Origin of the sequence: Variovorax sp. V15, from assembly GCF_041154425.1 — a bacterium.
Classification (GTDB): domain Bacteria; phylum Pseudomonadota; class Gammaproteobacteria; order Burkholderiales; family Burkholderiaceae_C; genus Variovorax; species Variovorax guangxiensis.
In genome coordinates this window covers 4082090-4107460 of sequence record NZ_AP028659.1, presented here as the reverse complement: position 1 = coordinate 4107460, position 25371 = coordinate 4082090, and the positions used below count along the sequence as shown (strand labels likewise).

Annotated in this window: 25 protein-coding genes; 10 read left to right on the top strand and 15 right to left on the bottom strand. The window is 69.2% G+C overall.

Annotated elements, in window-relative coordinates; all coding sequences use genetic code 11:
* Positions 1-57: 57 nt before the first annotated feature.
* On the bottom strand, positions 58-1014 hold the full coding sequence (locus ACAM57_RS19505) for a S1C family serine protease (protein WP_369658570.1): 957 nt from the start codon (positions 1012-1014) through the stop codon (positions 58-60).
* A gap of 78 nt (positions 1015-1092) precedes the next feature.
* A complete protein-coding gene (locus ACAM57_RS19500; RefSeq protein ID WP_369658569.1) occupies positions 1093-2778 on the bottom strand; it encodes a hypothetical protein in 1686 nt (561 codons plus the stop codon).
* 264 nt (positions 2779-3042) lie between these two features.
* Here ACAM57_RS19500 and ACAM57_RS19495 point away from each other — a divergent pair, with 264 nt between their 5' ends.
* The gene (locus tag ACAM57_RS19495) at positions 3043-3312 is read left to right on the top strand and encodes a hypothetical protein (protein WP_369658568.1); all 270 of its coding nucleotides are present in this window, start codon (positions 3043-3045) and stop codon (positions 3310-3312) included.
* A gap of 165 nt (positions 3313-3477) precedes the next feature.
* Here ACAM57_RS19495 and ACAM57_RS19490 read toward each other — a convergent pair whose 3' ends face one another.
* On the bottom strand, positions 3478-3690 hold the full coding sequence (locus tag ACAM57_RS19490; protein ID WP_184641919.1) for a hypothetical protein: 213 nt from the start codon (positions 3688-3690) through the stop codon (positions 3478-3480).
* Positions 3691-3812: 122 nt separating this feature from the next.
* Here ACAM57_RS19490 and ACAM57_RS19485 point away from each other — a divergent pair, with 122 nt between their 5' ends.
* A complete protein-coding gene (locus tag ACAM57_RS19485) occupies positions 3813-4088 on the top strand; it encodes a hypothetical protein (RefSeq protein ID WP_126018505.1) in 276 nt (91 codons plus the stop codon).
* Here the strand turns inward: ACAM57_RS19485 and ACAM57_RS19480 are convergent, their stop codons facing one another.
* The 5 genes from ACAM57_RS19480 to ACAM57_RS19460 form a co-directional block, all read right to left on the bottom strand.
* Entirely contained in the window at positions 4089-5426 is a 1338-nt protein-coding gene (locus ACAM57_RS19480; protein ID WP_369658567.1) for a four-carbon acid sugar kinase family protein, read from the bottom strand. It lies immediately after the preceding gene.
* A complete protein-coding gene (locus ACAM57_RS19475) occupies positions 5423-6700 on the bottom strand; it encodes a ribulose-bisphosphate carboxylase large subunit family protein (RefSeq protein ID WP_369658566.1) in 1278 nt (425 codons plus the stop codon). The genes ACAM57_RS19480 and ACAM57_RS19475 overlap by 4 nt, the downstream gene beginning before the upstream one ends.
* A complete protein-coding gene (locus ACAM57_RS19470; RefSeq protein WP_369658565.1) occupies positions 6697-7236 on the bottom strand; it encodes a VOC family protein in 540 nt (179 codons plus the stop codon). The genes ACAM57_RS19475 and ACAM57_RS19470 overlap by 4 nt, the downstream gene beginning before the upstream one ends.
* Before the next feature lie 76 nt (positions 7237-7312).
* On the bottom strand, positions 7313-9214 hold the full coding sequence (locus ACAM57_RS19465) for a TRAP transporter large permease subunit (protein ID WP_369658564.1): 1902 nt from the start codon (positions 9212-9214) through the stop codon (positions 7313-7315).
* Positions 9215-9220: 6 nt separating this feature from the next.
* On the bottom strand, positions 9221-10249 hold the full coding sequence (locus ACAM57_RS19460; protein WP_369658563.1) for a TRAP transporter substrate-binding protein: 1029 nt from the start codon (positions 10247-10249) through the stop codon (positions 9221-9223).
* 259 nt (positions 10250-10508) lie between these two features.
* On the opposite strand from ACAM57_RS19460, the gene ACAM57_RS19455 reads away from it, so the two are divergent.
* Positions 10509-11519, top strand: coding sequence for a LacI family DNA-binding transcriptional regulator (locus ACAM57_RS19455; RefSeq protein WP_126018517.1), 1011 nt, complete (start codon positions 10509-10511; stop codon positions 11517-11519).
* A gap of 6 nt (positions 11520-11525) precedes the next feature.
* Here the strand turns inward: ACAM57_RS19455 and ACAM57_RS19450 are convergent, their stop codons facing one another.
* Both ACAM57_RS19450 and alkB read right to left on the bottom strand, forming a co-directional pair.
* Positions 11526-13364 carry an ABC transporter ATP-binding protein gene (locus ACAM57_RS19450; protein ID WP_369658562.1) on the bottom strand — a complete coding sequence of 613 codons (1839 nt, stop codon included), beginning with the start codon at positions 13362-13364 and terminating at the stop codon, positions 11526-11528.
* A 4-nt stretch (positions 13365-13368) separates the two neighbouring features.
* Positions 13369-14049: a DNA oxidative demethylase AlkB gene (alkB, locus tag ACAM57_RS19445; protein ID WP_369658561.1), complete on the bottom strand. Its 681-nt coding sequence runs from the start codon at positions 14047-14049 to the stop codon at positions 13369-13371.
* 147 nt (positions 14050-14196) lie between these two features.
* Here alkB and ACAM57_RS19440 point away from each other — a divergent pair, with 147 nt between their 5' ends.
* The 3 genes from ACAM57_RS19440 (at position 14197) to ACAM57_RS19430 (ending at position 18239) form a co-directional block, all read left to right on the top strand.
* Positions 14197-14448 (top strand): hypothetical protein, encoded by a 252-nt coding sequence (locus ACAM57_RS19440; protein ID WP_184641926.1) that lies wholly within the window; start codon positions 14197-14199, stop codon positions 14446-14448.
* A 122-nt stretch (positions 14449-14570) separates the two neighbouring features.
* Positions 14571-16199: a phospholipase D family protein gene (locus ACAM57_RS19435; protein ID WP_369658560.1), complete on the top strand. Its 1629-nt coding sequence runs from the start codon at positions 14571-14573 to the stop codon at positions 16197-16199.
* A gap of 120 nt (positions 16200-16319) precedes the next feature.
* A complete protein-coding gene (locus tag ACAM57_RS19430; protein WP_369658559.1) occupies positions 16320-18239 on the top strand; it encodes a hypothetical protein in 1920 nt (639 codons plus the stop codon).
* 97 nt (positions 18240-18336) lie between these two features.
* On the opposite strand, the gene ACAM57_RS19425 is transcribed toward ACAM57_RS19430, so the two are convergent.
* From ACAM57_RS19425 to ACAM57_RS19410, 4 genes are all read right to left on the bottom strand, one after another.
* Complete coding sequence (locus ACAM57_RS19425; RefSeq protein ID WP_126018527.1) at positions 18337-18849, bottom strand: murein hydrolase activator EnvC; 513 nt, start codon at positions 18847-18849, stop codon at positions 18337-18339.
* A 144-nt stretch (positions 18850-18993) separates the two neighbouring features.
* A complete protein-coding gene (locus ACAM57_RS19420; RefSeq protein WP_369658558.1) occupies positions 18994-19482 on the bottom strand; it encodes a CreA family protein in 489 nt (162 codons plus the stop codon).
* 8 nt (positions 19483-19490) lie between these two features.
* Entirely contained in the window at positions 19491-20042 is a 552-nt protein-coding gene (locus ACAM57_RS19415; RefSeq protein ID WP_126018531.1) for an NUDIX hydrolase, read from the bottom strand.
* Between the two features lie 17 nt (positions 20043-20059).
* Positions 20060-20761, bottom strand: a complete 702-nt coding sequence (locus ACAM57_RS19410) for a fumarylacetoacetate hydrolase family protein (RefSeq protein WP_126018533.1) — start codon at positions 20759-20761, stop codon at positions 20060-20062.
* A 118-nt stretch (positions 20762-20879) separates the two neighbouring features.
* Here ACAM57_RS19410 and ACAM57_RS19405 point away from each other — a divergent pair, with 118 nt between their 5' ends.
* Genes ACAM57_RS19405 through pgeF form a run of 3 tightly spaced genes read left to right on the top strand, consistent with a single transcriptional unit; the run spans position 20880 to position 23238 of the window.
* Complete coding sequence (locus tag ACAM57_RS19405) at positions 20880-21806, top strand: tetratricopeptide repeat protein (RefSeq protein ID WP_369658557.1); 927 nt, start codon at positions 20880-20882, stop codon at positions 21804-21806.
* Between the two features lie 35 nt (positions 21807-21841).
* Positions 21842-22480 (top strand): maleylacetoacetate isomerase, encoded by a 639-nt coding sequence (gene maiA / locus ACAM57_RS19400; protein ID WP_369658556.1) that lies wholly within the window; start codon positions 21842-21844, stop codon positions 22478-22480.
* A 5-nt stretch (positions 22481-22485) separates the two neighbouring features.
* On the top strand, positions 22486-23238 hold the full coding sequence (gene pgeF / locus ACAM57_RS19395; RefSeq protein ID WP_369658555.1) for a peptidoglycan editing factor PgeF: 753 nt from the start codon (positions 22486-22488) through the stop codon (positions 23236-23238).
* On the opposite strand, the gene ACAM57_RS19390 is transcribed toward pgeF, so the two are convergent.
* Entirely contained in the window at positions 23170-23541 is a 372-nt protein-coding gene (locus ACAM57_RS19390; RefSeq protein ID WP_206169434.1) for a hypothetical protein, read from the bottom strand. The two genes, pgeF and ACAM57_RS19390, sit on opposite strands and share 69 nt — an antisense overlap.
* Positions 23542-23594: 53 nt before the next feature.
* Here ACAM57_RS19390 and phaC point away from each other — a divergent pair, with 53 nt between their 5' ends.
* Positions 23595-25346 (top strand): class I poly(R)-hydroxyalkanoic acid synthase, encoded by a 1752-nt coding sequence (gene phaC / locus ACAM57_RS19385; RefSeq protein ID WP_369658554.1) that lies wholly within the window; start codon positions 23595-23597, stop codon positions 25344-25346.
* Positions 25347-25371: the final 25 nt, after the last annotated feature.

The following is a 25371-nucleotide window of genomic DNA, read 5'->3' as shown; positions in this document are numbered from 1 at the left end:
CTGACGGGGATGCTTCGGTGCAGGGGCCTATTGTCGTTGCGCCGGCCAGGGAGGGTTTCAGCCTCCGGGCGTCACCGTCAGGTAGAAGGGCGTGAGCGTGCCGGCCACCGGCCGCAGCAGCTTCAGCAGCAGCGGCTTTCCGTAACCTTCGCCCGCCAGCCGCTTGAGCAGGTCGGACAACTGGGCCAGCGGCACTCCGTCGCAGCCGACGAGGATGTCCCCGCTGCGCAGGCCGTCTCGCGCGGCAGCCGAGCCGGCCACCACCTCGACCACCCGCACGCCGGTGGCCACCGGCCATTCGTTCTCGCGCACCCAGCGCCGGGGCAGGGCCACCGCCGCGCACTGCACGCCCAGCTTGCCGCGCCGAACGGCGCCGTGGCGCATCAGCTCGCCGGCCACCCAGCGGGCGGTGTCGATGGCCACCGCGAAGCTCAGGCCCTGCGCCGACGGGATCACGGCCGTGTTCACGCCGATCACCTGCGCCGCGCTGTCCAGCAGCGGGCCGCCCGAGTTGCCGGGGTTGAGCGCCACGTCGGTCTGGATCACGTCCTCGATCATCCGCCCGCCGCGCGAGGGCAGGCTGCGGCCCAGCGCGCTCACGATGCCGGCGGTCACGGTGAAGTCGAAGCCCAGCGGGTTGCCGACCGCCACCGCCAGCTGGCCAGGCTGAAGCGCGGCCGAGCTGCCCAGCGGCAGGAAGGCACTGGGGTGCGACTCGATGCGCAGCACGGCGATGTCGGTGGAGGCATCCGTGCCCACCAGCCGCGCCGTGCTCTCGGTGCCGTCGGCGAACGCGGCTCGCAACTCGCCCGCGCCCTCGACCACGTGGGCGTTGGTGATCGTGAAACCGTCTGGGGTGAAGAGAAAGCCGGAGCCGCTGCCGTGGGCCGCGGCATTGCCGCGCTGGGCCGGCTTCCGGACCTTGATGTGGGCGACCGCCGCGCTGGCGGTGTGAGCCACCTGCGTGACGGTGGCCGAGTAGGAGTCAAGAATGAATTCGTCGCGCGCGCCCATGGAGCACCTCTTCTTTCGGTCGGCTGAACCTGAAGGAAGTGGCGGTGCGCGCCCGGTTTTCAACCCGGCGCCGCGGCCTCAGGGCCCCTTCGGCCGCGACGACGGCTCCCACGAGTCGGGCGTGGTCGCCACCAGCGACTTGAAGTCCTTCCACGGCCGCGCGCCAGGGATGGTACGCCCGCCGACGATCAGCCCCCTGGCGAACACCACCATGCGCTCTCGCAGGTAGGCGCGGTCCGATTCGGGCCAGGTCTCGATGGAATGCGGCCCGCGGGCGAGCACGATCTCCTTCAGGCCGCGGATGCGGTTGTAGGCCGCCACCGTGCCTTCCAGCGTCTCGGCGCGGTCCCACAGGCCCTTGCCGAAGAAGGCGGCCGGCCAGCGGTCCATGCCCGCGAGCGTGGACGAGTTGGGATAGAACACGATGTGGTGCTCCGCCGCCATGCCGCCCAGGAACAGGTTGCGGTCGGCCAGGTCGGGCGAGTCGCCCACGTAGCCCGCGCCGCTCGCGAACGAAGACAGCAGCAGCGCGCCGCGGATGTTGCGCAGGCCTTTGGGCGGCGTGCAGTTGGGCTGGGGCATGTCGAAGCTGCACTGGGCGACGTAGTTCTTCGTCATGGCCCAGGCGGTGGACATCGAGCCGCGCGAGTAGCCGCCGAGCACCAGCGGAATCTCGCTGGCCGGCATGCCCGCCAGCAGCCGGCCCCGCGTCGCTTCGCCTTCCAGCAGTTCGCCCCTGGGCGTGAGGATGCGCAGGCCGCGCCCGGTCTCCAGCGCCGTGAGCGCGCGGAACACGTCCTCGCCTTGCTCCAGTGTGTTGGTGTCGCTGAAGCCCCCCGAGAGGCCCTCGCCGCGCCGGTCGTAGGCCAGCACGTCGAAGCCGGCCTGATTGAGCGCGTACAGGTTCTCGCGCCACCAGCGCTGGCCCATGGTCTCGGTGGTCGCGTTGGGAAAGCTTACCGGCACGGTCTTGCCGGTCTTCTGGTCGACCCGGTACGCCACCTCATCGGGATGCTGGATGGCCGTGAGCTGCCCGCCGCCGCCCGGCGCCATGACGACCAGCGCGCGCGTCTTCTTCCCCTTGCCGTCGTCGATGCCGGCGCCCTCGATATACCAGCCTCGCAGCTTGATGTCGCCGGTCATCTTCAGGCCGATGCGCTCGAAGGTGTCGCGCGGCGCGGTGAACTCCACCACGTAGGTGCGCGCATCGGCCTCGGCGATGCCTTCGCGGTAGGGCGCCCTGGCGAAGAATGCCGGCCGGCGGATCTGCTTCAGGTCGACGTTGGCGCTGTCCGGATCGATCCGGCCCGACGGGTCGACCACGCCGGTCGAGCGCGTGGCGCGTTCCTTGTTGGGCGGCAGCCAGCGCTGCATCTGCGCGTCGATGCGCCTGAAGCAGGCCGGGTCTTCCTTGCAGGCGCGCCAGCGGGCCTTGAGCTTGTCGTCGGTGAACTCGCCGATGTAGTAGTTGCCGCCCGCGTAGCCGGCCGGCGGGTGGTTGGCCGTCATCAGCACCGGCACGCAGACCTTGGGCCCCTTGGCGTCCTTCGGATTCTTCGGCAGCAGGTAGCCGCCCATCATCGCGTTGCGGTCGGTGCCGACCCAGGCCGTGCAGTCGGTGGGCGCCGCCGTGGTCACCGCCGCCTGGCGCTGTGCCTCGCTGGGGCCGCCGCACGCGGCCAGCTGGAGGGCGAGCGCGGCAACGGCCAGGGCGGACGCGACGCTGCGCGGTCGGAGCCGGGCAGGCGTGAGGATTGCGGTCATCGGGGCAGGCCTTGCGGCGGAGAGAGAAAAGAGCATGCAGCGAAGTGCGAATCGGGAGGTCCCAATCTTCGCCGCATCGGCGCGCGGAAAACCAAGCCATGGCCGTTTCCGGGTGAAAGATGGCGCCTCGATCCGTGTAGGACGTTTCCTGCATGCGCATGCGCTTCTTTCTCCCTCCCGCCGCCGCGCGGTGCGCGCTCAATCGCCGCCGACCCGCGAGCGAATCGCGGAATCGCGAATTGCGGCAGCAAGGAGACATCAGAGATGACGAATTTCGAAGGCATCTACTGCTTCGACAGTGCGAGCGTGCGCTTTGCCTTCTATCCCGACGGCCCTGGCGGCCCGCGTGTACTCGCGCAGATTTCCGAGGAAACGCTGCACGACGAATTCGGCGTTCGCGTAATGGGCGAGCACCTGCTCGACGCGTGCCAGAAGCACTTCTACGCCATAGAGCCCGCGGCCATCGCGCGCTACAGGGCGACCCCGGGCAGCGCCATCACGCTCACCATCAGGGATTTCGGGCTCCACGCCTGAAATCGCCTCGCCGGCCTTCCGCCGACGCTCGGGCACCTCGGCGACAGGGCGAGGCGGCTCAGGCCGTACCCCGGGGCATCCGGCGCCCCGGCAGATGGGCGCCAGGCCAGAACAGAACCGAACAAAAGAGCGCCGTTCCGGCGTAAGCCGGACGCGGCTGCGCACTCAGGTTGCGCTTGCCCCGTGCGGTGCGCGGTGCCGGATTTCGCTTTGCAAGGCGCGCTGGCCCGAGGAAAGAGCCAGCTCGTAGCTCTCCGCGGGTTCGAAGGCCTTGCGCAGCACGCGCGGACGCTTGCCCTGATCGTCGGTTTCGAGCAGCTGCCAGACAAATGCACCCGGCAGCGGCTCCTCGATGGTGAGTTCGATGGGATGTGTCATGGCGCCACCTTGGCGCGGCGCGGGTGTTCTGTCTGTAGGCCTGGAACGACGTTCGGGCTGCGCATGCGCCGCGCCCCTTTTCTCCTGGAAAGACAAGCATCGAAAGAAGAAAGGACTCAGCCATGCAACAAGCCACACCGCCAGCCTTCGAGGAACGCCTCGTCACCTTCAGCTATCGCGGCCGGCTCTTCCTATGCCGCGCCGAGCGGCTCGACGACCAGACCTACCGGCCCGTCGTGATCTGCCGTGCGCCCTCCGTGGGCGAGGACGACATCGAGCTGCCTGCCGATACCGACAACGCTTCCTACGGCACCGAGGCCGAGGCGCTGCGCCATGCGGAGCAGCAGGCCATGCGATGGGTGCACGACCGTACCGAAGGAGCGCAGGGGCAGGCTTGATCAGCCGTGCACCAGCCGCTCGAAAACGTCCAGCGTGCCCATCTGTCCGCCCTTGAGCATGACTTCCATGCCGTCCAGCGACGCGTCGTCGCTGTGCACCCGGCACAGCGATGCGCCGGCGCCCATGTCGGCGGCATAGGACAGCCCCCAGACGTCCAGCGCCTGTATGCCGTGGCTGGATGTGTCGCCGCCGGCCACGCCGATGCGCCCGAGCGGCTGTTTCGCCAGCACGGCAGCCAGCAGGTCGCCGCCCGCCCGGGCGAGGGCTTGCGCGTCCAGGTCCGCGCCCGCAGGCATGCCGGAGGCGCCGTTAGAGTGCGGCGCGCGCGTGCAGGCCAGCACGTTGCGCCCCTGCGCGAGGCCGCGGACGATCGCGTCCGCCTGGTCTTCCAGTGCTTCCGCGTTGCGCCGGGCCATCTGCTGCGCATCGAGCCACACGACGTCGAACGATTTCGCGGCCGCGACCTGCGACGCGGTCACGGGCGACAGGCTTCCCGCGAGGACCAGCACCGGGCCCCGCGCCGGCGCCAGCTTCGGCTGCCCGCCCGGCGCGCGGCCGGAAGAGGGCATGGCCGTGGCGAGCGCATCGACCACGCTGCTCGGGCCGACGGCGAGCATGGTCGCACCCCGCGCGCGGGTCCACAGCACCTCGCCGATGGCCGCGAGCTGTCCGGCATCCGCGACATCGAACAGCACTGCGTCCGCGGGCGGCGCGTTGAGCGCCTGCCGCAGCGCGGTGTCGAGCGCATCGCTGCCTCGGGAGGCGGCGGTGAAGGGCACGCAGTGGACCTCGGCCAGGCCCTGCCTTGCGAGGTGCAGCCGCAGGTCGGCCTCGTCCATGGGCGTCACGGGATGCCGGCTCATGGTGGGATGGCGGTCGATGCGGAACACTTCGCCGCCACTTCCCGCCGCGGCGAAGAGATTGCCGAAGAGACAGTAGCGGCCCAGGCCGGGCTGGCCGCCGACGATCGCGGTCCACGGCTGCTGCACCGCCGAGCGCAGCAGGCGCACGGCCGCGCCGATGGAGCCGATGTGCGGCGCGCTGTCGAAGGTCGAGCAGGTCTTGTAGTGCAGCACGCGCGCGCCCACCGAGCGGAACAGCGCCGCCACCGGGCGGAGCTCGGCCTGCATCTCCTCGGGCGTCATGGCCCGCGCCGCGCCCGCGATGCCCAGCACGTCGAGCGGCCCGGCGCGCTCGAGCTGCGCCGCGTCGGGCGTCTTCAGGAAGAGCAGCGTGCGCAGGCCCGCGCGCGCGGCGGTGCCCAGGGTGTCGGTCGCGCCGGTGAAGTCGTCGCCGTAGTACACGACGGCCGGCGCCGGTGCCTCGCCGGGCGTCATGGCTTGCCGAAGAAGGCGAGGGCGCGCGCCAGCTCGGGCTGCTCCCTGGCGGCGTCGGCCAGCGCGATGCCCGCGCGCGCGGCCGACCAGGCCTGGCGGATGCTCGCCACGCCCGCCGCCGCGCCGTCGGGGTGGGCGAGGATGCCGCCGCCGGCCATGAAGAGCAGGTCGTCGCTGCCGACGGCCGCCCAGGTGGCGGGCACCGTGCCGGCCCATTGACCCGACGAGAAGGCCGGCATCACGCGGTCGTCCGTCGCTTCGGTGAGCGGCGTGAAGCAGTCGCGCGCCGATTCGACCACCTCGCTGTCGGGCTGCGAGAACTTGCCCTGCAGCCCGTGCACGTGCATGTGGTCCACGCCGGCCAGCCGCCACAGCGTCTGGTAGGCCTGGAACGAGATGCCCAGCAGCGGATGCCGCGACAGCGCGCCGTAGCCGTTGCGGTGCCCGTGCAGCGCCAGGCCGGTGTGCCTGCGCAGCGTCTGGATGCCCGAGTGCCCGCACCAGTTCAGGCTGGCCATCACGCAGGAGCCGCCTTCGCGCTCGACCAGGTCGGCATGGCGCTTCATCGCGTCGGTCTCGTCGGTGATGTTGAAGGCCACCATCACGTGCTTGCCGGTGCGCTCCCGGTGCGCGCGCACCACGGCCATCACGGCAGGAACGCGCTCGGCCAGCGGGGCATGCGCGGGATCGGCGCAGACCTCGTCGTCCTTGATGAAGTCGACGCCCGCGGCGCACAGCCGGCCCACCAGCTCGGCGGTTTCCGAGGCCCGCAGCCCGACGTTGGGCTTGATGATGGTGCCGACCAGCGCGCCGCTTTCCACGCCGGTGGCGCGCCGCGTTCCGGGGATGCCCGCGCGCGGCATCTCGAAGCGCGCGCGGTAGTCGGCCGGCAGCTGCAGCGATTCGAGCCGCAGCCCCGTCACCTCGCCCAGGTCGTAGAGGTTGCCCGAGACCGTGGCCGCGAGCGTCGGCAGGTTGGCGCCGATGTTCGCCACCGGAAACGCGATGTCGACATGCGCGCGCCGCCACGGCCCCTTCACGCCCTTGCGCTCGAGCAGCGCGTTGGGCAGCGAGGGCGCATCGGCCGCTTCGAGTTCGGTGATCGCCTCGACCATGGCGCGAGCCCGCTCGCGCAGCGCGTCGGTCTCGCCCTCCACGCGCGTGAAGGTGCCGCAGGACTGCTCGCCCGCCATCACCTCGGCCACGGCGGCCGGCTCGAGCGGCGTCTCGATCAGGTAGCGCGCGCGGATGAATCCGGGTGCTGTTGCGCTCACAGCTTGTCCAGCTCGGGGAAGGGGCGCACCGGGTCGCTGCCGTCCCAGCCTTGCGATGCGCTGCGGATCAGGTCGAACATGCGGCCCTTGGGGCCGGCCACTTCCGACAGCTCGATGACGGTGCCGGGGTGGTATTCGGTGTCGAAGTAGATGAAGCGCCCGCGCTCGCCTACTTCACCGCTCATCACCGGCTTGAAACCCTGCGCGGTGAGGCGCGCGAGGTCGGCGTCGTAGTCGGCGGTCCAGTAGGCCACGTGCTGCAGCCCGGTGCGCCCGGCGCGGAGGAAGTCGCGGTACATCGAGGGCACGTCGTTGCGTGTCTGGATGAGCTCGACCTGCACGTAGCCCGAATTGGCCAGCGCCACCGAGTTGTGGGGCTCGTGCGCCTCGCCGTTGTAGCGGTAGTTTTTGATGGGCACCCTGGGGTTGTAGAACCAGGGGCCCACGCCGAGCGTGGTGCTCCAGTAGTCCATGGCGGCTTCGATGTCGTGCACGACATAGCCAAGCTGGCGGATCTCGCCGAGGAATCGACTCATTGCGGGTGGCTCCGTGAATGTGAGTTTGTTGTGTGTTGTGTTTCTTGGGGACTGCCCGTGGAGCGGCAGGGCTGCCTCAGGACTTCAGGAAGCCCGTCGAGAACCACGGGAATGCGGCCACGATCAGCAGGCCGATCAGCATCGCGGCGATGTAGCCCCAGATGTGCCTGATGCCTTCGTCGGGGTTGACCTTGCTCACCGCGCAGGCGCCGTAGTAGCCCACGCCGAAGGGCGGTGCGAACAGGCCGATGCCCATCGCGAAGATCACCACCATGGCGTAGTGCACCTCGTGCACGCCGGCGGCCTTGGCGATTGGAAAGAGCAGCGGCCCGAACAGCACGATGGCCGGGATGCCCTCCAGCACGCTGCCCAGCACGATGAAGGCGACGATCGACACCGCCAGGAAGCCGTAGGCACCGCCGGGCAGCGCGCCCATGAGCCGCGCGAGGTCCTGCGAGAAGCCCGACTGCGTGAGCCCCCAGGCCATGGCGGTGGCGCAGCCGACGATGAAGATGATGGCGCCCGAGAGCGAGGCGGTGTCCACCAGCATCGGCTTGATGCGCTTCCAGTCGAACTGCCGGTACACCACCAGGCCCACGATGGCCGAGTAGACGATGCCGATGGTCGACACCTCGGTGGCCGTGGCCACGCCCTCGACCACCGCCGCGCGGATCACGAAGGGCAGCAGCACGGCCGGCAGCGCCACCAGCAGCAGCCGGCCGATCTCGCGCTTGCTGTGGCGCTGCACCGCGCTCAGGTCTTCGCGCCGATAGCGCCACCACACCACCACGCACAGCGCCGCGCCCAGCACCACGGCCGGAAGCAGCCCGCCCGTGAACAGCGCGGCAATCGAGATGCCGGTGACCGAGCCGATGGTGATGAGCACGATCGACGGCGGGATGGTCTCGGTCTGCGCGCCCGTGGCCGACAGCAGCGCCACCAGGTCGCCGGGCTTGGCGCCGCGCTTGGTCATCTCGGGGAAGAGCACCGGCGCGATGGCCGCCATGTCGGCGATCTTCGAGCCCGAGATGCCCGACACCAGGTACATAGCGCCGATCAGCACGTACGAGAGGCCGCCGCGCACGTGGCCCAGCAGGCTGGCCAGGAACTGGATCATGGCGCGCGCCATGCCCGTCATCTCGATGAGCGCGCCGAGGAAGATGAACAGCGGCACCGCCAGCAGGATCAGGTGCGACATGCCCTCGTCGAGCCGCCCGACCATCACCAGCAGCGGCGTGCGCGTGGTCAGCGCCAGGTAGCCGAAGGTGGCCAGCGCGAAGGAGAAGGCGATGGGCACGCCCGAGAGCACCGTGGCCGCCACGATCACCACGAAGAAGATCACCAGGTTGAACTTGCCCAGCGTGGCGAAGAGCGGCGCGGCCAGCCAGAAGGCGCCGACCAGCGCCGCCATGCCGAGCAGGGCCACGGCGATCTGCCGGCCCGAGCACACGCGCAGCAGCCGCAGCAGCGCCATCGCCAGCATGATGCCGATGCCCGCCGGAATGGCCGCGGCGCGCCACGCGTTGCTGACCTCCAGCGCAGGCGTGACGATGAACGACTCCTCGTGCGCGTAGTCGATCGACGGCCAGATGATGAGCGCGAGGAAGGCGACCGAGGCCGCGATGGCGAAGGCGTCGAGCATGGCGCGCGCCTGCGGGTGCACCTTCTGCACCAGCGCCGTCATGCGCATGTGCTCGCCGCGCCGCAGCGCCACCACGGCGCCAAGCATCGACAGCCACAGGAAGAGGATGGACGCGAGCTCGTCCGACCACACCAGCGGCGCGTGGAACACGTAGCGCGACACCACGCCCGCGAACAGCACGCAGATCTCGGCCAGCACCAGCAGCGCGGCCACCGCCTCGACAGCGCCGCCGAGCACGCGGTCGGCGCGCGCGGCGAAGCGGACCAGCGGGTTGGCCGGGGAGCCGGCGGCCGAGCCCGAAAGGGCTGCCGCCTCGAAGGTCGATTCGTGCACCATCGGTCCTCAGGCCAGCTTGCCGACCGCGCCTTCGAGCAGCGCCCAGGCCTCGGGGCCGAAGCGGCCCTTCCATTCGCCGTAGAAGCCGGAGTCGCGCAGCTTGGCGCGGAAGCTGTCGGCCGCGGGCCGGTTGATGGCGAGGCCCTTGGCCTGCAGGTCGCCGACGACCGATTCGTTGAGCTTTCTGATGTCTTCGCGCTGCTGCATGCCGGCGTCGTTGATGGCGCGCGCCACGATGGTCTTCAGGTCATCGGGCAGGGCGTCCCAGGCGCGGCCGTTGGCGATGAACCAGTAGCCGTCCCAGATGTGGTTGGTGAGCGAGCAGAACTTCTGCACCTCGAAGAGCTTCGCCACCTGGATGATGGGCAGCGGGTTCTCCTGCGCGTCGACGATCCTGGTCTGCAGCGCCGAATACACCTCGCTGAACTGCAGGCTGGCCGGCGCGGCGCCCAGGCCCTTGAACATGGAGATCGACAGCGGGCTCACCGGCACGCGGATCTTCAGGCCGTCCATGTCCTTCGCGGTGGCCACCGCCGCCTTGCTGCTGGTGGTCTGGCGAAAGCCGTTGTCCCACATCTTCTCGAAGGCATACAGGCGCGACTTGGCGATGGCGCCGCGCACGTGCGCGCCGAGCTTGCCGTCCATGGCGGCCCACACCTGGGCGTAGTCGTTGAAGGCGAAGCCCACCGCGTTGATGGCGGCCACCGGCACCAGCGTGGCGATGACGAGCGCCGAGGGCGTGAAGAACTCGATGCCGCCGGAGCGCACCTGCGCCAGCATGTCGGTGTCGCCGCCGAGCTGGTTGTTGGGAAATATCTTGATCTCGACGCGGCCCTTCGTTTCCTTGGCGATGCGGTCGGCCGCCTCCTGCGCGCGGATGTTCAGCGGGTGCGTCAGCGGCAGGTTGTTGCCGTACTTGTACGAGAACTCCGCGGCGCGCGCGATGCGCGGCACCGCCGCCACGATGCCGGCGGCGGGCAGGGCGGAGAAAGTGCGCAGGGCATCCCTGCGGGTCAGGCGGGTGGCTGAGGTCATGTCTCGTTGTCTCCGTGATCTTCTGAAGGGGCGCTGAACGGCAGGTGGGCCGGGCAGCCGATTGAGCGGGGTTCGCCGTTGATGCAATCTGATGCATCGCCGGATTCGAACCACAGCGAAGATAAAAGCCTGCATCATTCGGGTCAAACTTCAATCTGATGGTTTTTGATGTATGCGGGAAAACCCTTCACAAACATCGCGGCCCGACTCTCGACCCGACTCTCGACCCGATTCGCAGCGTGAGGCGCGCCGCGCCCGCGTGGTCGACATCGCCCGCTCGGCGCAGGTGTCGACCGCCACCGTCGACCGCGTGCTGAACCGCCGCCCCGGCGTGCGCGACGCCACGGTGCAGCGGGTGCTCAAGGCGGCGGGCGAGCTCGACTACCTGCCGGGGCCGGCGCTCTATGCCGCGCTCACGCCGCCGCCGTTGCGGCTGGTGTTCCTGCTGCCGGCCGGCACCAACCGCTTCATCCGCATGCTGGGCGACATGGTGGGCTACTCGCAGGAGCACTGGGCGCCGTTCAACGTGCAGTGCCGCACGGTGTTCATCGAGAGCTTCAACCCCCACGAGCTGGCCGACGCGCTGCGCAGCCACGGCCAGCGCTGCGACGGCATCGCGATGATGGCGCTGGAGCATCCGGCCGTGCGCGAGGCGGTGGCCGCGCTGGCGGCGCGCGGGCTGCCGGTGGTCACGCTGATCTCCGACCTGTCGAACTCGGAGCGCGCGGCGTTCGTCGGGCTGGACAACCGCGCGGCCGGGCGCACCGCGGGCTATCTCATCGGCCGCTTCATCGGCGCGCGGGCCGCCAAGGTCGCGCTCATCGCGGGCAGCCTGAGCTACAAGGCGCACGAGGAGCGCGAGGCCGGCTTCCTGCACGTCATCGACGAGATGTTCCCGCGGCTGGAGGTGGTGGGCCTGCGCGAAGGGCAGGACGACGCGGACAAGAACCACCGCCAGACGCGCGCGCTGCTGGAGCAGCATCCGGACATGGGCGGCATCTACAACATCGGCGGTGCCTCCGACGGCGTGGCGCGGGCGCTTAAGGAGGCGGGGCGCGAACAGAAGGTGGTCTTCATCGGCCACGGGCTCACGCCCGATACGCGCGCGCTGCTGATCGACGGCAGCATGGACGCGGTGATCACGCAGAGCCCGCACACCACGCTCATGAACTGCGTGCGCATCTTCACCAACCTGCGCGACCGGCGCGAGGCGCTCAGCGGCGTCGAGACGACGCGCAGCCAGGTCATCTTCAGGGAGAACCTGCCGTAGTCCTCTTCAGGCCTGCGCGCCGGCCGGCACGGCCATGCGCTGCAGCAGCGGCTGCCTCGCCAGCACCTCCCTGCACGGCCCGTGATCGAGCACATGCCCGGCTTCCATCAGCACCACCGTGTCGAAGCGATCGAGCAGGCTCAGCCGGTGGACCGAGGCGATCAGGCAGGCGTCGGGGAACGCACCGGCGATGCGTTCCAGCACCCGGGCTTCGGTGCTCGCGTCGAGCGCGCTGGTCGGCTCGTCGAGCAGCAGCAGCGAGCTGCCCTGCGCCGCGAGCACGCCGCGCGCGAGGCACAGCCGCTGGCGCTGGCCGCCCGAGAGATTGAAGCCGCGCTCCGACACGGCCGTGCCGAGGTCGCCGTGGGTGGCCTTCAGCACTTCGTCGAAAGTGCTGACGTGCAGGGCGGCTTCGAGCAGCGCGTCGTCGCTCGGCTGGCCGAAGGCGAGGTTCTCGCGCACGCTGGCCTCGAAGAGCTCGGTTTCCTGCGGGATCAGTGTGGCGAAGCGGCGCAGCCGGGGCCAATCGGCGGGCTGGCCGTCGAGCAGCAGCGTGCCGCTGTCCGGCGGATAGAGCCCGGCCAGCACGCGCAGCAGCGTGCTCTTGCCGCCGCCGCTCGGGCCGACGAGGGCGATGCGCTCGCCGCGGCGCAGCGTGAGGGCCACGTCGTGCAGGCCGCTGCGCGGCGGGCCGGTGGCTTCGACTTCCGCCGGAGCATTGCGCGGCGCATAGCGCCATTGCAGCGCCTGTATTTCCAGCTGCCGCCATGGCGCATCGGCCTCGATCCGCTCCGTGCCGGGCACCTGCTCGGGCGGCGTGTCAAGCGCCTCCTTGCTCGAAGGCGCCCGCCAGATCGGCTCCGCGCTGCCGTAGTCGGTGTGCATGCGCGCGAAGAAGCTGAAGTTGGCCGCGACCGAGCTGACGACGCCGGCCGCCTGCTGCGCGTACTGGTGGATCATGAACACCGCGCCCAGCATCACGGCCTGCCCGGGCGTGCGCGACTGCCACACGTAGAGCACCACCAGCCCCCATGTCAGCGCCAGCCCCATCAGGTCGACCGCGAACCACTTGCCTTCGTTCAGCACCACGGTGCGCTTCAGCGGCAGCGAAATGGCGGCCATGCGCCGGCGCAGCAGCAGCCGCGAGGCGCCCTGCAGGCGCAGGCCGATCACGGTCGAGGCGTTGCCCAGGAAGTCGAGCAGCGCTGCCACGTAGCGCCGGTCGGCGTCGTTCTCGGCGCGCGCCAGTTTCATGAGCGCGCGGTCGATGCGCACGATGACGAGACCGATCAGCACGTAGCCCGCGAGCGCCGTCATGCCGCTGGTGCGCGACAGCAGCGCCAGCGCCACGAGCGGCCCGACGAAGTTGACGGCGTTGGTCAGCCAGATGAACTGGTTCTGCGCGAAATCCGACAGCGCCCGGCTCGCCTGGTGCACGCGGTGCTGCAGTTCGCCGGAGTGGTGCCCGTCGTGCCACGCCAGCGGCGCGGCGGCGATGCGCGCATAGAGCTGGTCGGCCAGCGTCTCGCGCACCTTCAGGCCCACGTTGCGTTCCAGGATGCGGCCCGGCCCGTGCAGCATCCACGCGCCCAGGTACACGCCGGCCAGTCCGCCGATCCAGCGCCCGGCGGTGCCAAGCTCGCCGCGCTGCAGCGCGTTGATGGCCTGGCCCGCGAGGTAGGGCGCCGTGAGCCGTATCAGCTGCGAGCCCGCGAGCAGGGCGGTGGCCGCCAGCAGCTGCGCCCGCGCGCCGGCCGCGAAGTGCCACAGCGCGGCGTACAGCTCGCGCATCGCGCCCACGGGGCTGGTCTTGCGTGCCTTCCTTGTTTCTTCGCTCGCCTGCATGCGCTCAGCCCGCCTTGCGGAAGGTGAGGTTGATGCGGATGGCGCCGAGCAGCGGATGCGGCTCGTCCTTCAGCGGCAGCACGCCGTGGTAGCGCAGCCGGTCCTCGCCGCCCCAGACCACCACGTCGCCGTGCGCGAGCGGCACCCGCGCCGCCTTGTCGCCGCGCGCATGGCCGCCGAAGAGGAACACGGCCGGCATGCCCAGCGACACCGAGACGATGGGCGCGCCGTAGTCGCGTTCGTCCTTGTCCTGGTGCAGCGACAGGCGCGCGCCGGGCGCGTAGCGGTTGACGAGGCAGGCGTCGGGCGCGAAGCCGTCGAAGCCGGCCGCCGATGCGGCCTCGCGCGCCAGCCGGGCGAGGGGCCCGGGCATGGCGGGCCAGGGCCTGCCGCTGTCGGGATCGGTCGCGCTGTAGCGGTAGCCGCGCCGGTCGCTGGTCCAGCCCAGCGCGCCGCAGTTGGTCAGCGCCACCGACATGGTGAAGCCGCCGGGCGTGACGAGGCGGCGGAAGGGCGCGTCCGCCTCCACGGTGCGGATCGCGGGCAGCAGTTCGTCGACGAAGGGCAGGGCGAAGCCGGGCAGCACGAAGGCGCCGGTGCCCAGCGCCTCGCGCGCCGGCCGGGGCGGATCGTCGAAGAGGGCGAGGGTGGCCGCGCTGGCGGCCCTGGATTTCATCGTCGTCATCGGATTCATGCTCCCCGATCTTTGCCCAAAAGCCGCCGGCGCCTCCCATGTTCAGGCGATGCCGTTTACAGCCGCAGCCGGTAGCCTCGGCTCCCCCGCACTCGGAGGTAGTGCTTAGGGTTTAAATTCATGGAAGTACGTTAATAAATGGGTTATGGTGAATCCATCATGGACGGCGCTCGGCTTGCTCTCAGCGTACCGGACGGCTGGACGGGCTGGCTCGAACTCATGCGTACGCCCAGCGGTACCTACGCGGGTATCGCCGAACTAAGCTTCAGCGGAGTTCCCCGCTGCGCGCTCGTCATCACCCAGCAGCTCTCGTGGGACGCGGCTGTCGAAAGGGCCACGCTGCGGGCCGAGCATTTCGTCAGGCAGTGGGGGCCTGCGCGCAGCTCCTGAGCGGGACCCCTTGAAACTGTTGCGGCGGTGCGGCACATGAGCCGGGCTCGTGGTAGAAACCGCGAGCTTTTTCGGGCCTTGCCCCGATCCCGATTCACGCTCCAACCCACGCGCCGCCATCCATGCCGAAACTCCACCGCCGGACTGCCGATCAACCGCACGTCCGATGGCTGGCCTGGCTGCTGCTGGGCATCGCGGCGCTTTTCATGGCGGGCTGCGCCGGCCTGCCGTCGGAGGTGCAGCGCAAGCCCTCCACGGCCATCTCCGATGGGGCGGACACCAGGCTCGGCCGCCTCGTGAAGGCCTCGGCGCCGCCGGGCGAACCGCTCAGCGGCTTCCGCCTGCTGCCGATGCCGCAGTTCTCGCTGCATGCGCGCATCGAGCTCGCGCGCCGCGCGCAGCGCTCCATCGACGTGCAGTACTACCTCGTGCAGAACGACGAGACCGGCCGCTACCTGCTGCGCGCCCTGCGCGATGCGGCCGACCGGGGCGTGCGGGTGCGGCTGCTGGTGGACGACCTCTACACGGCGGGCGCCGACCCGCTCTTCTCGAGCTTCGCCTCGCATCCGAACGTGGAGGTGCGCTTCTTCAACCCCTTTCCCGCCGGGCGCGAGCGCTTCGGCACGCGCTGGGCATGGTCGATCCTCGACTTCGACCGCGTGCACCGCCGCATGCACAACAAGCTCTACGTGGTGGACAACACCATCGGCGTGATGGGCGGTCGCAACATGGCCAACGAGTACTTCCTGCGCGACGGGGGCTCGAACTTCATCGACATCGACACGCTGGTGGCCGGCGAAGTGGTGCCCAGGCTGTCGTCGCTGTTCGACATGTACTGGAACAGCCCCTACGTCTACCCCATCGAGTCGCTGGTGCCGGCCACCGGCGAGACGCGGCAGCAGCTGCGCGAGCGCTTCGACCGCCTCACGACCGGGCCCGAGGAGCTGCACCCCGAGGTGCCCGGCTCCACCGACCTGCTGGGCAACAACCCGCTGGCCAAGGACCTGGACGCGGGCGAGCTGAAGCTGGTCTGGGCCCGCGCCGAGGCTTATGCCGATCCGCCCGCCAAGGCGCTGGGCCAGACCGACGAGGCGCGCGGCCTGCCGGCCGACGAGTCGAAGGACAGCGTGCTCTACAACGTGCGGCGCTACCTGCGCGGCGCCGAGAACGAGATCATGCAGACCACGCCCTACCTGATCCCGGGGCGCGGCGGCATGGAAACCATCCGTCTCGTGCGCGGCAACGGCGTGAGCTACACCATCGTCACCAATTCGCTGGCGGCCACCGACGAGTCGCTGGTGCACATCGGCTACCGCCGCTACCGCGCCGAGATGCTGCGCCTGGGCGTGGAGCTTTACGAGCTGAGCCCCAAGCGGGTGGAGCAGACCAGGCGCTTCGGCATGTACGGCTCGGCCAGCGGCCGGCTGCACGGCAAGTCGGCGGTGGTCGACCGCAAGATCGTCTTCATCGGCTCGATGAACTTCGACCCGCGCTCGATGCTGCACAACACCGAGGTCGGCATCTTCATCTTCAGTCCGCAGATCGCCCAGCAGCTCACCAGCCTGATCGGCTTCATACGGCTGGACGGCGCCTACCAGCTGCAGTTGGGGCCGAAGGGCGCCATCGAGTGGGTGAGCCCGGCCTCTGGCGACGCGGCCGACACCATCCTGCACCAGGAGCCGGAGACGGACTTCTGGTCGCGCTGGAAGCTGGAACTGCTGGCGCCGCTGGTACCCGAGAGCCTGCTTTAGGCACGCCCGGCCCGCATCCTCAAAACAGAGGATGGTCTACGGAAGGGGCCTCCAGAAGAATCGCATCGCTCGTGTTACGAGTTGATTCTTTTGTTTGCCCTTCACCTGACAAGACCATCCATGAAAACAAACTTCGCGACCCCCGCGGCCTCCGGCCAGTCCTTCTTCAAGACGACGCGCTGCGCATGCGCAGTGGCGCTGCTGATCTCGCTCGGTGCCTGCGGCGGAGGCGGGGGTGGCGGAGGCGGCGGCTTCGTCGGCTTCCCGGCTGCGGGTGGCAGCAGCAATCCGCCGGCCAGCGAGCCGCCGGCGAGCTCGGCGCCTGTTACGTTCTCGGGCACGGCGGCCTCCGGTCTGCCGCTGGTGGGTACCGTCACCGTCAAGGATGCCAAGGGCGCGAGCAAGACCGTGCCGCTGGTCGATGGCAAGTACACCATCGACGTGAGCGGCATGACCGCGCCCTTCGTCTTCCGTGCGGAGGGCACGGTGGCCGGCGAGCGCACGGTGATCCACTCGGCCGCCACCGCGGCCGACGTCAACGGCAACATCAACATCACGCCGCTGACCGACCTGGTGGTGTCCAACATCGCCGGCCGTCTGGCCTCGCAGTACTTCGACGGCGGCGAGTTCGCCTCGCTCTCCGCCGACGAGCTCAAGGCCGAGAGCGACGCGCTGAAGGCCAAGCTGCTGCCGGTGCTGCAGGCCATGGGCGTGGACGCCAGCATCGACCTGCTGCGCACGGCCTTCACGCCGCTTTCGAGCGCGCTCGACAAGGCGCTGGACGTGCTGCGCGTGAGCGTCGATCCGGCCACCAACGTGGCGACCATCACCAACATCGTCACCCAGCAGCAGATCGCCGACGACCTGGCGGTGAAGGCGGCGGCCGAGCCCGCCACCACGCCGATGAGCGGCTCCGGCATGGACACCGCGGCCGACGACATCGTGGCGATCCGCAAGGTGCTCTCGGACTTCGTGGGCAAGTTCGCCACCGGGCTGCCCGCGCCCTCGCAGCTGCTGTCGCTGATGACCGATGGCACCAATCCCGTCACCGGCACCTACGGCTTCAGGTTCTCCGACCTCTCGGCCATGCAGTTCGCCAACGAGACGGCGACCGACACCAGCCTCATCGGCGCCAGCTTCACCGACGTGGTGATCCAGCGCATCAACTACACCATCGACGCGAACAACACGAGCCCGCGTGCCTTCGTCGAATTCACCCACAAGGACAAGGACGGCATCGCCTTCAGCAACACGCAGGGCATGCAGATCGTGAAGGGCACGGACGGCGCCTGGCGCCTGCGCGGCGACGGGCGCGTGCTGGACATCAATCCGCACATGCATGCCACCAAGGAGAAGTCGACCGGTTGCGTGAGCAGCTCGCTGCAGTTCGAGATCCAGGACACGAACACCAGCAACAGCGGCACCGTCGCCTCGGTGGTCGTCACCGGTCCGGGCCTGCCCCCCGGCGGCCTGCGCCACGTGCGTCCTTCGGGCGGCGGCGCATGGCCGATCGACGGCGGCTCGAGCTTCAACTACTACTACCTGACCTCGAACTGCAGCGGCCGCCCGACCGCCGGCCTGAGCGACAGCGCGATCGCCGCGCTTCCCGCCACGCCCGAGTACACCTTCACCGCCTACGAGAGCGACGGCACGACGGTGGCCAAGTTCAACGGCTTCGACATCATCTACAGGCACCGCTTCCACGGCCGTCCGCTGACGCTGGCCGAAACCGCCGCCGTGAGCTACCCGGCCTTCTCGACCACGCCGGCCCTGTCGTCCTACCTGGGAGGCAGCGACTTCGCCGTCAGCGCCACCGGCCTGAACCCGGCCTTCGCCGCGCAGTTCTTCCTGAACCTGATCGCGGGCCCCTCGGCCGGCGCGGAAGACCGGGCCGACGTCGCGCCCTCGGCCACCGGCGCGGCATCGAAGACCTTCAACCTGCCGGCGCAGGGCTCGGTGTCCTTCCGCAACATGTTCGTCAGCACCTACGACAGCAGCTGGCGCGAGATCGTGCTGCGCGATACCACCACGTCCGAGTGACGCGACTGGACAGGGAGAGGGCGCCCGTCCTTTCGGGTGCCCGTAAAAACGAAAAAGCCCCCGAAAGGGGGCTTTTTCCTGGTGAGCGCCGCGGCGCTTACTGCATCAGCCGGCCGCTGAGATACGGCTCGGGATCGACCGGGTTGCCGTTCTTGCGGATCTCGAAGCGCAGCTTCACGCGGTCGGCGTTGCTGCGGCCCATCTCGGCGATCTTGTCGCCCTGGCGGACAACGGCGTTTTCCTTCACCAGGATGGTCTGCACGTGCGCATAGGCGGTGAGGAAGGTCTCGTTGTGCTTCACGATGACCATGTTGCCGTAGGCCGGCAGTTCGCCGCCCACGTACACCACGCGGCCGTCGGCCGAGGCGACGACCGGGTCGCCGAGGTTGCCGGCGATGTCGATGCCCTTGACGCGGTCGCCGTCGAAGCGGGCGATGGTCGGGCCGTTCGCCGGCCTGATGAACAGGGCCGCCGGGCGCTGCTGCACCGGCGGCTTGGCCGCCGGGGGCGCCGGCCAGGGCGTGTTGAGGTCGACCGTGGAGCAGGCTGCGAGGCCTGCGGCGAGCAGCGCCATGGCGCCGGCGCGTAAAACGAAAGTCTGAAGGTGCATGGGCTCTGTTCGAACGGGTTCGTTGCGGAGGGTTCCTGCAAACCGGCGCGCCGTGGGGGCGCGCCACGCGGGCGATGCTAGCAAACCGCCGCGCCGGCGCCGCGCGAAAGAGCAACCGGCTGTGAAGAGGACATAGGCCGCCGGCTATTTGAGCGGGATCGGCGTGCCCCGGTCGATGGGTACCGCCGTCACGCTGTTCTTGGGCGAGCCGTCGATCAGCAGGTCGGAGTAGGTCAGGTAGACCAGCGTGTTGCGCTTGGGGTCGACCATGCGAACCACGCGCAGGCGCTTGAAGAGCACCGACAGCCGCTCGCTGTAGACCTCCTCGCGCTTGGGCAGCGGCTGCGCGATGCTCACCGGGCCGACCTGGCGGCAGGCGATGGAGGCTTCGGCCTTGTCCTCAGCCACGCCGAAGGCGCCGGCCAGCCCGCCGGTCTTGGCGCGCGAGACGTAGCAGGTCACGCCGTTGACCTTGGGGTCGTCGTAGGCCTCGATCACGATCTTGTGGTCCGGGCCGATGAGCTTGAAGGCGGTGTCGACGTCGCCCACGGTTTCCGCCCTGGCCGCCGCTGCCGCCAATGCGAAGCCGAGGCTGGCGCCGCAGAAGAGGGTAGTGCGCAGTGTCTTGTTCATGGATCTGTTCAGACGATGCTGAGTTCGTGCACGCGGTCGAAGCTGCCGCGCTTGCGGTCCGCGAAGTAGTGCTCGAGCGTCTCGCGCACCGTACGGAAGGCGATCTCGTCCCAGGGAATCTCTTCCTCGGTGAACAGGCGCGCCTCGATGGTCTCGTGGCCCGGGTCGAACTTGTCGTCCAGCAGGCGGGCCCTGTAGAACAGGTGCACCTGGCCCACGCGCACCACGCTGATCACCGAGAACAGGCCCTCGAGTTCGAAGTTCGCGCCGGCTTCCTCGTCGGTCTCGCGCGCGGCGCCCTGGGCGGTGGTCTCTTCGAGTTCCATGAAGCCGGCCGGCAGCGTCCACTTGCCCCAGCGCGGCTCGATGTTGCGCTTGCACAGCAGCACCTTGTCGCCCAGCACGGGGATGGTGCCGACCACGTTCAGCGGGTTTTCGTAGTGGATGGTGTGGCAGGCCGGGCAGACGGCGCGCTGCTTGGTGTCGCCGTCGTCCGGCACGCGGTAGACCACCGCGGTGCCACAGTTCTTGCAATGCTTGATGGGTACGCGCAGAAGCATGAAACCGGCCGCCGTCTTCAGACGACCTTGACGGTCAGCTTCGGCAGGCCCGCGACCTCGCCCACGAGCGTGTCGCCGGCCACCACGGCGGCCACGCCTTCGGGCGTGCCGGTGTAGATCAGGTCGCCGGGCTGCAGCTCCCAGGCCGCCGACAGGTGCTCGATGGTCTCGGCCACGTTCCAGATCAGCTTGCTCACGTTGCTGCGCTGGCGGTCGGTGCCGTTGACCTGCAGAGAGATCTCGGCCTTCTCGGCGTCGCCGGCCTGCGCCACGGGCACGATGGGGCCGATGGGCGCGCTCTGCTCGAAGCCCTTGCCGATGTCCCAGGGGCGGCCCTGCTTCTTCATGTCGTTCTGCAGGTCGCGGCGCGTCATGTCGAGGCCGACCGCGTAGCCGTAGATGTGCTTGTGGGCGTCGGCCGCGGCGATGTTCCTGCCGCCGGTGCCGATGGCGACCACGAGCTCGATCTCGTGGTGCAGGTTCTTGGTGAGGGAGGGGTAGGCCATGGTGCCGGTCTGGCCCGCATCGACCACCACCAGCGCGTCTGCGGGCTTCATGAAGAAGAAGGGCGGCTCGCGGCCGGTGAAGCCCATTTCCTTGGCGTGATCTTCGTAGTTGCGGCCCACGCAGTAGATGCGGTGCACCGGAAAGCGGGCTGACTGGCCGGCCACCGGCACCGAAACGGCGGCGGGCGGGGCGAAGACGAACTCGGAAGCCATTGCGACGTGTCCTTTTTTCAGGGAAACCAAGCGGGAAACCGGCAGTGTGCCAGAGGCGGCAGGCTCACAATAGGCGCCCCGCCCGGCGTATTCCCTCTCCATTCCCCTCGAACCCACCATGCCCATCCGAATCGGCAAGGCCGGCAAGGCCAACGCGCTCAACGAACTAGGCCGCCGGCTCGACGAGGAGGGCGACCAGGACGGCGCGCTGCAAGCCTATGCGCAGGCCGGCGCCGTGCTGCCGAACTGGTCGGCCCCCTGGTACAACATCGGCCTCATCCACAAGTACCGCGGCGATTGGGCCGCTTCGCTGCAGGCCAACGCCCGCGCGGTGCAGTGCGACCCGCGCAACGAGGGCGCGATCTGGAATCTCGGCATCGCGGCCACGGCCCTGGGCGACTGGACCACGGCCCGCAGTGCATGGCGGCAGTACGGCATCGAAGTGCCCGAGGGCGCCGGGCCGGTCGATCTCTTCATCGGGCTCACACCCATCCGCGTGCATGGCTTCGAGGCCAGCGAGGTGGTGTGGGCCGACCGCATCGACCCGGCGCGCGCCATCCTGCGCAACGTGCCCACGCCCGACTGCGGCCACCGCTACGGCGACCTCGTGCTGCACGACGGCGCGGCCAACGGCTACCGCCTGCATGGCGAGCGCGAGGTGCCGGTGTTCGATGCCCTAGAGCTGATCGCACCTTCGGACTATTCGACGTACGAAGTCACCATCGAGGAGGCGACCAGGCAAGACATCGACGCGCTGGTCAAGCGCTTCGAGGCCGCCGACGCCAGCGCCGAGAACTGGACCACCAGCATGCAGATGCTCTGCCGCGCCTGCTCCGAGGGTCGCCCCTACGGCGAGGGCCAGCACAACCACGGCGAGGGCGAGGAGCCTGGTGCGCTGGGGCCCTGGCGCATCGGAATCGCCGCGCGGGAGGAGGAGGCCGCGCGCCGCATCCTCGGCGAATGGCGCGAAGGGATCGCAGCCACCTCGCCGAAGGCGGCTCTGCAGGACTTCCGCTGCGTGCTGGCCGCCATGCCCCGTTCCTGAACTTGCTCCCTGGGGAGCGCTATCCTTGCGAAACCATGAAGCTGCATAACTACTTCCGCTCCTCCGCCTCGTTTCGCGTGCGCATCGCCCTCAACCTGAAGGGCCTCGACTTCGACTATGTTCCCGTGCACATCGCGCGCGGCGACCACCGCACCGGCCCCTTCGCATCCATCTCCGCCGACCGACTGGTGCCGCTGCTCGAAGACGAGGGCGAGCGCTTCTCGCAATCGATGGCCATCATCGAGTACCTCGACGAAACCCACCCCGAGCCCGCGCTGCTGCCGCGCGACCCGGCGGGCCGTGCCCATGTGCGCGCGCTGGCCCAGTCCATCGCCTGCGAGATCCATCCGCTGAACAACCTGCGCGTGCTCAAGTACCTCGTGAAGGACCTCAAGCTCGACGAGGACGCCAAGAACGCCTGGTACCGCCACTGGGTGCGCGACGGCCTGATGGCCTTCGAGCGCCAGCTCGCGCAGTACCCCGCCGGCACCTACTGCTGGGGCGACACGCCTACCCTGGCCGACTGCTGCCTGGTGCCGCAGATCTTCAACGGCCGCCGTTTCGACTGCGACTTCAGCGGCCTGCCGCGCACCATGGCCGCCTTCGACGCCTGCATGAAGCTCGACGCCTTCCAGCGTGCCCAGCCTTCGCAGGCCCCCGACGCGGAAGCCTGAAGCCGATGGATGCGAGCTGGCTCGTGCCCGACTGGCCCGCGCCGCCGAACGTGCGGGCCGTGTGCACCACGCGCGAAGGCGGCGTCTCGCTGGGGCGCTACGAGAGCCTGAACCTCGGCGACCACGTGGGCGACGAGCCGGTGCACGTGGCACAGAACCGCAACCGTTTGCGCGCTGCCGTCGGGGCTCGTCCGGTCTTTCTCCAGCAGGTGCACGGCACGGGCGTCGTCGAGCTCGATGCCGCCGCTGGTGCGGTGAACGACGGCACGGCCGCTGACGGCTGTACCGCCACCGAGGGCGGCCTGGCCTGCACGATCATGGTGGCCGATTGCCTGCCGGTGCTCTTCACCGACGAAACCGGTCACCGCGTGGCCGCCGCACATGCCGGCTGGCGCGGTCTGGCAGGCGGCGTGCTGGAACAGACGGCGAAGTCTTTCGATGGCGCTTCGAAGGTCATCGCCTGGCTGGGGCCGTGCATTGGCCCCAAGGCCTTCGAGGTGGGACCGGAGGTCAAGGCCGCGTTCGAGGCGCATGCGCCAGCGGCGGCGTCCTGCTTCCGGCCTGCGCCTGCTGCAGGCAAATGGCTTGCCGACCTGCCCGGGCTGGCGCGCCAGCGGTTGCGCGCGGCGGGCATCGAGTCGATCCATGGCAACGACGGCAGCGACCCGTGGTGCACCGTCGGCAACGCTTCAAGGTTCTTTTCGCACCGGCGCGACGGCATCAGCGGCCGTTTCGCCGCCCTGGTCTGGAAGGCCTGAGCCTGCAGCAGCCTCGGCAGCCGCCCGCCGGGCGGCTTCCTGCGCCTCGAGTTCGCGCTGCCTGATCGCGCGTCGCCTCGCGGGAGTGCCCATCAGGTAAACCACCAGTGCGACCGGCGCCAAACCGTACAAAAGAAATGTGAAGATGGCGCCCAGCACCGTTCCGGTGGTGTTGGTGGCTTCGGCCACGGCCATCATCAAGGCGACATACAACCAACCGATGACGATCAGATGGACAAACACGGAAAGTTTCAGTTGGTAAGTGGTGGAGGTAGCGTTGTGAGCGCTCTTTGAATGCAGCATACTCAAAAGACGCAAGCCATCCGTACCGTTTCAGGCGAGGACCAGGAGAGATGATGAAGCAACAAGCAACGGGTGCCGATGCGTTCGCGCCCTTCCAGCAGGCTCTTTCAGAGGGATGGAGCAAGGCGCTGGAATCGTTCCAGCAGTCCGCCGCGCAAGGGGCTTCGGCCTTCAACGTCGGCGGCACGCCGCTATGGGAGCTGCCGCAGGGCATGAAGATGCCCGAGCTGCCGCGTTTCTCCATCGATCCCGAAAAACTCCAGTCCATCCAGCAGCAATACCTCGCCGAGGCCACCGAACTCTGGCGCCAGGGCTTCGGTGCCAAGCCCGAGGGCGACAAGCGCTTCGCGGGCGACGCCTGGGGCCGCAATCCGCTGTCGGCCTTCTCGGCGGCCGTGTACCTGCTCAACGGCCGCACCATGCTGAGCATGGCCGAGGCCATCGATGCCGACCAGAAGACCAAGGCGCGGCTGCGCTTCGCGGTCGAGCAATGGATGGCCGCCTCGGCGCCCAGCAATTCGCTGGCCTTCAATGCCGAGGCGCAGAAGAAGGCCATCGATACCCAGGGCGAGAGCATCGCCAAGGGCATCCAGAACCTGCTGCATGACGTCAGGCAGGGCCACCTCAGCATGACCGACGAGAGCGCCTTCGAGGTGGGGCGCAACGTGGCCACCACCGAGGGTGCCGTCGTGTTCGAGAACGAGTTCTTCCAGCTGCTCGAATACAAGCCCCTCACGCCCAAGGTGTACGAGCGGCCCTTCCTGCTGGTGCCGCCTTGCATCAACAAGTTCTACATCCTCGACCTGCAGCCCGAGAACTCGCTGATCCGCTATGCGAACGAACAGGGCCACCGCGTGTTCGTGGTGAGCTGGCGCAACCCCGACGAGTCGATGGGCAAGGCCACCTGGGACGACTACATCGAGAACGCCGCCATCAAGGCGATCCACACGGTGCAGGAGATCAGTGGGAGCAAGCAGATCAATGCGCTGGGGTTCTGCGTGGGCGGCACCATCCTGAGCACCGCGCTGGCCGTGCTCGCAGCGCGCGGCGAGAAGCCGGCCGCCTCGGTCACGCTGCTCACCACCTTCCTCGACTTCAGCGACACCGGCATCCTCGACATCTTCGTGGACGAGCAGATGGTGCAGTACCGCGAGATGCAGCTGGGCAACGGCGGCCTGCTGCCCGGTGGCGACCTGGCCTCGACCTTCAGCTTCCTGCGGCCCAACGACCTGGTGTGGAACTACGTGGTCGGCAACTACCTCAAGGGCGAGACCCCGCCGCCTTTCGACCTGCTGTACTGGAACAGCGACGCCACCAACCTGCCGGGCCCGTTCTACGCCTGGTACCTGCGCAACACGTACCACGAGAACAAGCTTGCCAAGCCCAACGCGCTCACGGTGTGCGGCGAGAAGATCGACCTGGGCCGCATCGACATCCCGGCCTACATCTACGGCTCGCGCGAGGATCACATCGTGCCGATCGGCGGTGCGTATGCATCCACGCAGCTGCTGCCCGGCAAGAAGCGCTTCGTGATGGGCGCCTCGGGTCACATCGCCGGGGTGATCAACCCGCCGGCCAAGAAAAAGCGCAGCCACTGGATCCGCGAGGACGGCAAGTTTCCCAAGACCCAGGCCGAATGGCTGGCCGGCGCGCAGGAGCACCCGGGCAGCTGGTGGACCGACTGGGCACAATGGCTCAAGGGGCACGCGGGCAAACAGATTCCCGCGCCCAAGGCGTACGGCAACGGCAAGGCCTACAAGGCCATCGAGCCGGCACCCGGACGCTACGTCAAGGCCAAGGCTTGACGGAGTTCGGCACGGCAAGGCCGTA

What these genes read in the sequence shown, in the direction of transcription:
- ACAM57_RS19470 (WP_369658565.1), bottom strand. Translation starts at nt 7,236, where the DNA reads ATGAGTCGATTCCTCGGCGAGATCCGCCAGCTTGGCTATGTCGTGCAC.
- pgeF (WP_369658555.1), top strand. Translation starts at nt 22,486, where the DNA reads ATGGATGCGAGCTGGCTCGTGCCCGACTGGCCCGCGCCGCCGAACGTG.
- ACAM57_RS19435 (WP_369658560.1), top strand. Translation starts at nt 14,571, where the DNA reads ATGCCGAAACTCCACCGCCGGACTGCCGATCAACCGCACGTCCGATGG.
- ACAM57_RS19505 (WP_369658570.1), bottom strand. Translation starts at nt 1,014, where the DNA reads ATGGGCGCGCGCGACGAATTCATTCTTGACTCCTACTCGGCCACCGTC.
- ACAM57_RS19420 (WP_369658558.1), bottom strand. Translation starts at nt 19,482, where the DNA reads ATGAACAAGACACTGCGCACTACCCTCTTCTGCGGCGCCAGCCTCGGC.
- ACAM57_RS19440 (WP_184641926.1), top strand. Translation starts at nt 14,197, where the DNA reads ATGGGTTATGGTGAATCCATCATGGACGGCGCTCGGCTTGCTCTCAGC.
- alkB (WP_369658561.1), bottom strand. Translation starts at nt 14,049, where the DNA reads ATGACGACGATGAAATCCAGGGCCGCCAGCGCGGCCACCCTCGCCCTC.
- ACAM57_RS19490 (WP_184641919.1), bottom strand. Translation starts at nt 3,690, where the DNA reads ATGACACATCCCATCGAACTCACCATCGAGGAGCCGCTGCCGGGTGCA.
- ACAM57_RS19450 (WP_369658562.1), bottom strand. Translation starts at nt 13,364, where the DNA reads ATGCAGGCGAGCGAAGAAACAAGGAAGGCACGCAAGACCAGCCCCGTG.
- ACAM57_RS19425 (WP_126018527.1), bottom strand. Translation starts at nt 18,849, where the DNA reads ATGCACCTTCAGACTTTCGTTTTACGCGCCGGCGCCATGGCGCTGCTC.
- ACAM57_RS19465 (WP_369658564.1), bottom strand. Translation starts at nt 9,214, where the DNA reads ATGGTGCACGAATCGACCTTCGAGGCGGCAGCCCTTTCGGGCTCGGCC.
- ACAM57_RS19460 (WP_369658563.1), bottom strand. Translation starts at nt 10,249, where the DNA reads ATGACCTCAGCCACCCGCCTGACCCGCAGGGATGCCCTGCGCACTTTC.
- ACAM57_RS19410 (WP_126018533.1), bottom strand. Translation starts at nt 20,761, where the DNA reads ATGGCTTCCGAGTTCGTCTTCGCCCCGCCCGCCGCCGTTTCGGTGCCG.
- ACAM57_RS19405 (WP_369658557.1), top strand. Translation starts at nt 20,880, where the DNA reads ATGCCCATCCGAATCGGCAAGGCCGGCAAGGCCAACGCGCTCAACGAA.
- ACAM57_RS19485 (WP_126018505.1), top strand. Translation starts at nt 3,813, where the DNA reads ATGCAACAAGCCACACCGCCAGCCTTCGAGGAACGCCTCGTCACCTTC.
- ACAM57_RS19390 (WP_206169434.1), bottom strand. Translation starts at nt 23,541, where the DNA reads ATGCTGCATTCAAAGAGCGCTCACAACGCTACCTCCACCACTTACCAA.
- ACAM57_RS19495 (WP_369658568.1), top strand. Translation starts at nt 3,043, where the DNA reads ATGACGAATTTCGAAGGCATCTACTGCTTCGACAGTGCGAGCGTGCGC.
- ACAM57_RS19480 (WP_369658567.1), bottom strand. Translation starts at nt 5,426, where the DNA reads ATGACGCCCGGCGAGGCACCGGCGCCGGCCGTCGTGTACTACGGCGAC.
- ACAM57_RS19415 (WP_126018531.1), bottom strand. Translation starts at nt 20,042, where the DNA reads ATGCTTCTGCGCGTACCCATCAAGCATTGCAAGAACTGTGGCACCGCG.
- phaC (WP_369658554.1), top strand. Translation starts at nt 23,595, where the DNA reads ATGAAGCAACAAGCAACGGGTGCCGATGCGTTCGCGCCCTTCCAGCAG.
- ACAM57_RS19430 (WP_369658559.1), top strand. Translation starts at nt 16,320, where the DNA reads ATGAAAACAAACTTCGCGACCCCCGCGGCCTCCGGCCAGTCCTTCTTC.
- maiA (WP_369658556.1), top strand. Translation starts at nt 21,842, where the DNA reads ATGAAGCTGCATAACTACTTCCGCTCCTCCGCCTCGTTTCGCGTGCGC.
- ACAM57_RS19500 (WP_369658569.1), bottom strand. Translation starts at nt 2,778, where the DNA reads ATGACCGCAATCCTCACGCCTGCCCGGCTCCGACCGCGCAGCGTCGCG.